Consider the following 5,378-nt stretch of genomic DNA (forward strand, 5'->3'; position numbering starts at 1 on the left):
AATAATGTTGGAAGTGACACCGTAGTGGTGTCACCCCAACATTTATTATAGAGCCGATAAACGTGTCACCTTCGGGTGGCACGTTTTTTGTTTATCCTATATTGTGTATCTCTCGGGTGTATGTAACTTTTATCTGTAGTTTAATTGTAATTGTCGCTCTTTAATGGAGACCGATTTTGATATATTGATTCCTGCGATTTGTCCCATGTGGTTATATAACGTGATATAATAAGGACATTGTATGATATTCATTGCAATTGTATTGTATTCGTTGCAGAGGTTTTTATGAAAACATACGAAAAGGGGATCAGTTTATCTATCTGGACTTTGAGTTGGCCTATATTTATCGAAGTGTTCCTACAGCTGTTAGTAGGTAATATAGACCAAGTGATGATGAGTCACTACTCTCCTCAAGCGGTAGCAGCGGTAGCTAATGCCAATCAAATTTTAAATATCTTTATTATGCTCATTATTGTTATGAGTACAGCTACGACGATTTTGATTGCCCAGTATTTAGGGGCTCGGAATCAGTCCAAGCTATCAGAGGTATGTACGGTCAGCTTAGTGATGAATTTTCTGTTTTCATCCATAGCGGCAGTATTTTTTATCACTTGTCATGAATGGATCTTCACGTGGCTAGGAATTCCGCCAGAAACGATGCGTGATACGTCGCTCTATACGACCATCGTAGCGGCGGGGCTGCCGATACAAGCCATGTACTATACATTAGTTGCCGTGTTTAGAGGTCATTCACTAACGCGTATTACCATGTACATAGCACTCGTTATGAATGTAATTCATATTATAACGAATTATGTATTAATCTTTGGTCATGGGCCAATACCAAGTCTTGGTGTATTAGGTGTTTCTATTTCAACATGGCTATCTAAAGTGGTAGGGCTCGTGATTATTGGATATACTTTTAAGAAATTATTAACCTTAGAGGTGAGCTTTACATTCTTAAAACCATTTCCGTGGCATACGATTAAGTCTTTATTGCATATCAGTGTTCCTTCTGGTGGCGAAACATTGAGTTATCAATTGTCTCAAACGATGATTATGAAAATGGTCAATATTTTGGGACTCGCAGTAATCAATACAAAGGTATATGTATCCGTTATCGCTATGCTTTGCTATGTATATACAATAGCACTCGCCAATGCTTCACAAGTAATCGTTGGATTCTTGATGGGGGCCAAACGCCAAGAGGAGGTAAGTAATCGCGTATGGCATTCTACGTTTTTAGCCATTGCTATTAACGTAGGTCTTGCTACATTCTTCTATGTTGTTAGCGATGTTGTTCTTTCTGTCTTTACTACAGATCCTGAAATTTTATCATTAGCCCATAATGTCTTATTGGTAGAAATCTTCCTTGAATTAGGTCGTGCCGTAAATATCGTTATGGTATCTTGTTTGCAAGCCGCAGGGGATATTCGAACTCCAATGCTCGTAGGCATCTTTGGCATGTGGTTATGTGCAGTGCCACTATCATACCTTTTTGGCATATATTGGGGCTGGGGCCTTGTAGGTATTTGGGCTGCTATGGCTGTTGATGAAATTTTACGGGGTTTATTATTTGTGTATCGCTGGTATAGCGGTAAATGGAAAAACAAGAGACTTATTGAAGCTTAGGTTTGAGGTTCTGTTATTTTAATTAATTCCGTTTATATTTTGTAGATATATGTAGCATTACATGGGAGAGTGTAATTTATTAGATATTGTGAAAGTAGGTTTATATGAGTAAGACAGTAGGTATTATTGGCTTAGGCTTATTAGGCGGTTCATTGGCAAAGGCTTTGAAGGCTTACACCGATTATGAGGTGGTAGGGTATGCTCGTCGCCAAGAGGTTTGTGATGCGGCCATCCAAGATGGGGTGGTGAAAGCTGCTTGGACTGAGGTGGAACCGTTGATTGAAAGCTCAGATATCGTTGTGTTCTCCTTACCACCAGATACAAATGCACGACTTTTTACTGAAACGGCACATCTATTTAGACCAAAACAAGTTGTAACAGATGTATCGAGTGCGAAGGAAAACTTCATCCGTGCTGTTTATGAATCAATTCCTAAGGGAACGATTTTTGTCTCCGTCCATCCTATGGCGGGTTCAGAAAAAGGTGGCTACGAAGTATCTCATAAAAACTTATTTAAAGGTATGGGATGGATCGTCCTAGAGGATAAGGCCTCTGAAGTATATAGTGAAGAGGTCGCCGAGGAGCTAGCTGAGATGGGCCGTGCCGTAGGTTCACGCATTGAGTTCGTCGATATTTACGCGCATGATGCGTATCTAGCTATGGTTAGTCATATGCCTCATTTGCTAGCTGCTATTTTGACGCAAGTTTCTGGTGGCGACGAATTGGGCGAATTACGTATGAGATTATCTGCAGGTGGTTTCCGAGATTGCACCCGTGTAGCCGGTGGCTTGCCATCTATGTGGCGCGAAATTATCTACGGTAATCGGCGCAATGTCATTGAAGGGCTTACTCGGATAGAAGCTGAAATACAACGTGTAAAAGAGGTGCTTTCACAAGATGATGAAGGTCAAGAATTGGAATCCTATTTGGAACGCAGTCGTGACATACGCACTAAGTTGCCGTATTTAACGGGACAAATTAAGGATAGCTAATATAATAAAGGTTATGTAGCTGAAGTGACATTGTGTATGCCCTAACATGTGTATACTAAAACTCTAAAAATATACTAATATTATAAAAATATAATAGTATTATAAAGATATACTATTATTCTAAAAGTAAACTGATCTATTAATTAGTTAAGGGAGATCGTATGAGTTTGTTACAAGAAACTTGTGGCGCTATTGTAGGTCGCAACCAAGAGATTGAACAACATATAATTGATAGCTGGAATACAGCGTCACCTGTAGAGCAATATGGTCGTCTTGTAAATGTAGTGGCCCAATATGGTTCTGCCACAAATCAAGACATTTTGACTGTACCAAAGCCATGTATGATTATCGCTAGTGCGGATCATGGTGTGGCGGATATGGGGGTTAGTGCGTATCCAAAGGAAACGACCGTTGGTATGACACAGAACTACCTAATTCCAAAAGGGGCTGGTGCCAATTCCTTAGCTAATTACTGTGGTGCTCAAATGGAAGTCATCGACATGGGCATTGATGCGGATATGAGCTGGGTTCCAGGCCTTCGAAGTCATAAACTGGGGATGGGTACAAAAAACTTTGTAGAAGAACCCGCCATGACGCGGGAACAAGCGATTGAAGGCATTGAAGCAGGGATTCGTCTTGTAAAAGAGAAAATTGATGAAGGCTTTAACGTATTTTTAGTCGGTGAAATGGGTATTTCCAATACAACTGCTAGCGCTCTTATGACCGCTAAGTTTGCCGGTCTTACTGCGGAAGAAGCTACAGGTCGAGGGACGAATATTTCCGATGAACGGCTCAAACTAAAACAGCGTATCGTTCATGATGTGCTAGAAAAATATAAGGATATTCCAAAAGACGATGCTATTGGTATTTTATCCTCTGTAGGTGGTTTTGAATTTGCTTGTATCGTTGGCGTCATCTTAGGTGCGGCCGCTAATAATGGATTAGTTATCATTGATGGCTTCAATACATCTGCTTGTGCATTGGTGGCTAAAACCTTAGTGCCAGAAGTCATGGATTATGTGATGGCATCTCATTTGTCGGCCGAAAAGGCAGCGAAGTCCTCTTTAGAAAATCTAGGCTTAGAAGCGTATGTAGATTTGGGGCTTTGTCTAGGCGAGGCCTCTGGTAGTTCGGTTCAAATGGGGATGCTGGACCTTGCAGTTCATATGTATTTGGCCATAACAGGAGGTAAGGCATGAGAACTTTCAACATAGAACCATTGCACGCACCCTCCATGGAGGAGTGCCGGTTACGTATTGATAATTTAACAAAACCTATTTATAGCCTAGCAACCTTAGAGCTTATAGCAGAACGCTTTGCAGGTATTTTGGCAAATCCTAAGCCCAATCATTTGCGCCATGGTGTGCTCATTGTAGCAGCGGATCACTTGGTGGATGGTCCTCAAAATAGTCAGCATGGTAGTGAAAGCTACGCCGCTATCAAACGTTTCAATGAAGGTAGAACGGCTACGCAGGGGGCGGCATTTAAGTTAAATGCAGACGTACATGTTGTAAATGTAGGTCTTGAGCAAGATACTAGTGATCTAGAATATATTAACCAACAAGTCATTCGTAAAGGCTCTCATTTCTTTGGTGTAGAACCTGTCATTTCTCAAGATGAACTTGAGCGAGCTTTAGAGCTTGGCTTTACCTATGCTGATAAACTACACGCTGATGGATTACAAGTGGTGGCGATTGGTAACGTAGGGGAAAGGGCGTTCCTTGACTCCCTCGTAACGACGGCTACAATTACGGGCTGCGCCTATGACGATATTCTCGTTCATAGCGAATGTGGACCTACGGTAGAACAACGGGCTGCTCATATTCATTCCTTTGTAGATCGCTTTAATATTGCTGTTGATGATTGGTCTGCATTGAGTGAAAGCGAGCGCCGTGATGCGGTATTACATTTGCTAAATATTGCAGGCGGTCTTGATATTGCATTTTTAACTGGCTTTATTTTAGGTGCTGCTAGTCATCGTATGGCTATCGTTTTTGATAATGCCGTAACAGGTGCTGCTGTATTGGCGGCTGTTACCATTGAGCCATTAGTAAAAGACTATGTATTCCCATCGGCGGCCTATGAGGAACCAATTCATAAGGAACAATGTCGATTCCTAGGTGTGAAACCATGTTTGCACTATCACTTACAAATCGATGAAGCCTTAGGTTCTACAATGGGGCTATCTATTATCGATGCGTCGATGCATATGCTAAATGACATGAAAACATTTATCGAAGCTGAAGTTAGCGTTGCTGAAGATGGAGCCGGTAAAGGAAGACAAGCCGGTAAAAATTAATTAAAGATAAGGTAACACTAACCAAATATGGGGAACTCAAGCTAAATATGGGTTAACGCAAGCTATATAGGGAATAAGACTAGTTGAGATATCAGTCAAAGTTACCGAAAATCCTAGAAAATAGGAATTAAATAGATGAGGGATTACATAATCCCTCATTTTTAATTAGGGCCGTTGTAAAATCAAAATTTTGCAGGAATTTCATGGAAAAACCATTGACACTATATGTGTAAATTGATATTATTATAAGGCAGTCAGGACATTCTCAATTTGTTCTTGACGACAGATTGATAATTATGTTATATTAATTATCGGTTCTGTATGCGGGAATAGCTCAGCGGTAGAGCACCGCCTTGCCAAGGCGGGGGTCGCGAGTTCGAATCTCGTTTCCCGCTCCATACATTCCTCGATAGCTCAGTCGGTAGAGCAATCGGCTGTTAACCGATCGGTCGTAG

General features: G+C 41.1%; 4 protein-coding genes and 1 tRNA gene. All 5 read left to right on the top strand.

What is annotated here, in order from left to right; translation table 11 throughout:
• Positions 1-285 precede the first annotated feature (285 nt).
• The 5 genes from RYM16_RS08675 to RYM16_RS08695 all read left to right on the top strand — a co-directional run bounded on the left by RYM16_RS08675 (position 286) and on the right by RYM16_RS08695 (position 5,321).
• Positions 286-1,632, top strand: a complete 1,347-nt coding sequence (locus RYM16_RS08675) for an MATE family efflux transporter (protein ID WP_314983348.1) — start codon at positions 286-288, stop codon at positions 1,630-1,632.
• Positions 1,633-1,736: 104 nt separating this feature from the next.
• The gene (locus RYM16_RS08680) at positions 1,737-2,624 is read left to right on the top strand and encodes a prephenate dehydrogenase/arogenate dehydrogenase family protein (protein ID WP_314983349.1); all 888 of its coding nucleotides are present in this window, start codon (positions 1,737-1,739) and stop codon (positions 2,622-2,624) included.
• A gap of 161 nt (positions 2,625-2,785) precedes the next feature.
• On the top strand, positions 2,786-3,823 hold the full coding sequence (locus RYM16_RS08685) for a nicotinate-nucleotide--dimethylbenzimidazole phosphoribosyltransferase (RefSeq protein ID WP_314983350.1): 1,038 nt from the start codon (positions 2,786-2,788) through the stop codon (positions 3,821-3,823).
• Positions 3,820-4,923, top strand: a complete 1,104-nt coding sequence (locus RYM16_RS08690) for a nicotinate-nucleotide--dimethylbenzimidazole phosphoribosyltransferase (protein ID WP_314983351.1) — start codon at positions 3,820-3,822, stop codon at positions 4,921-4,923. Before RYM16_RS08685 ends, RYM16_RS08690 begins: the two co-directional genes overlap by 4 nt.
• A 323-nt stretch (positions 4,924-5,246) precedes the next feature.
• Positions 5,247-5,321, top strand: a tRNA-Gly gene (locus RYM16_RS08695).
• The last annotated feature ends 57 nt before the right edge of the window (positions 5,322-5,378 follow it).

This window comes from uncultured Veillonella sp., from assembly GCF_963524655.1.
Classification (GTDB): domain Bacteria; phylum Bacillota; class Negativicutes; order Veillonellales; family Veillonellaceae; genus Veillonella.

Excerpts from the sequence above, each read along its gene's own strand:
- RYM16_RS08690 (WP_314983351.1), top strand. The coding sequence starts at position 3,820 with ATGAGAACTTTCAACATAGAACCATTGCACGCACCCTCCATGGAGGAG.
- RYM16_RS08680 (WP_314983349.1), top strand. The coding sequence starts at position 1,737 with ATGAGTAAGACAGTAGGTATTATTGGCTTAGGCTTATTAGGCGGTTCA.
- RYM16_RS08685 (WP_314983350.1), top strand. The coding sequence starts at position 2,786 with ATGAGTTTGTTACAAGAAACTTGTGGCGCTATTGTAGGTCGCAACCAA.
- RYM16_RS08675 (WP_314983348.1), top strand. The coding sequence starts at position 286 with ATGAAAACATACGAAAAGGGGATCAGTTTATCTATCTGGACTTTGAGT.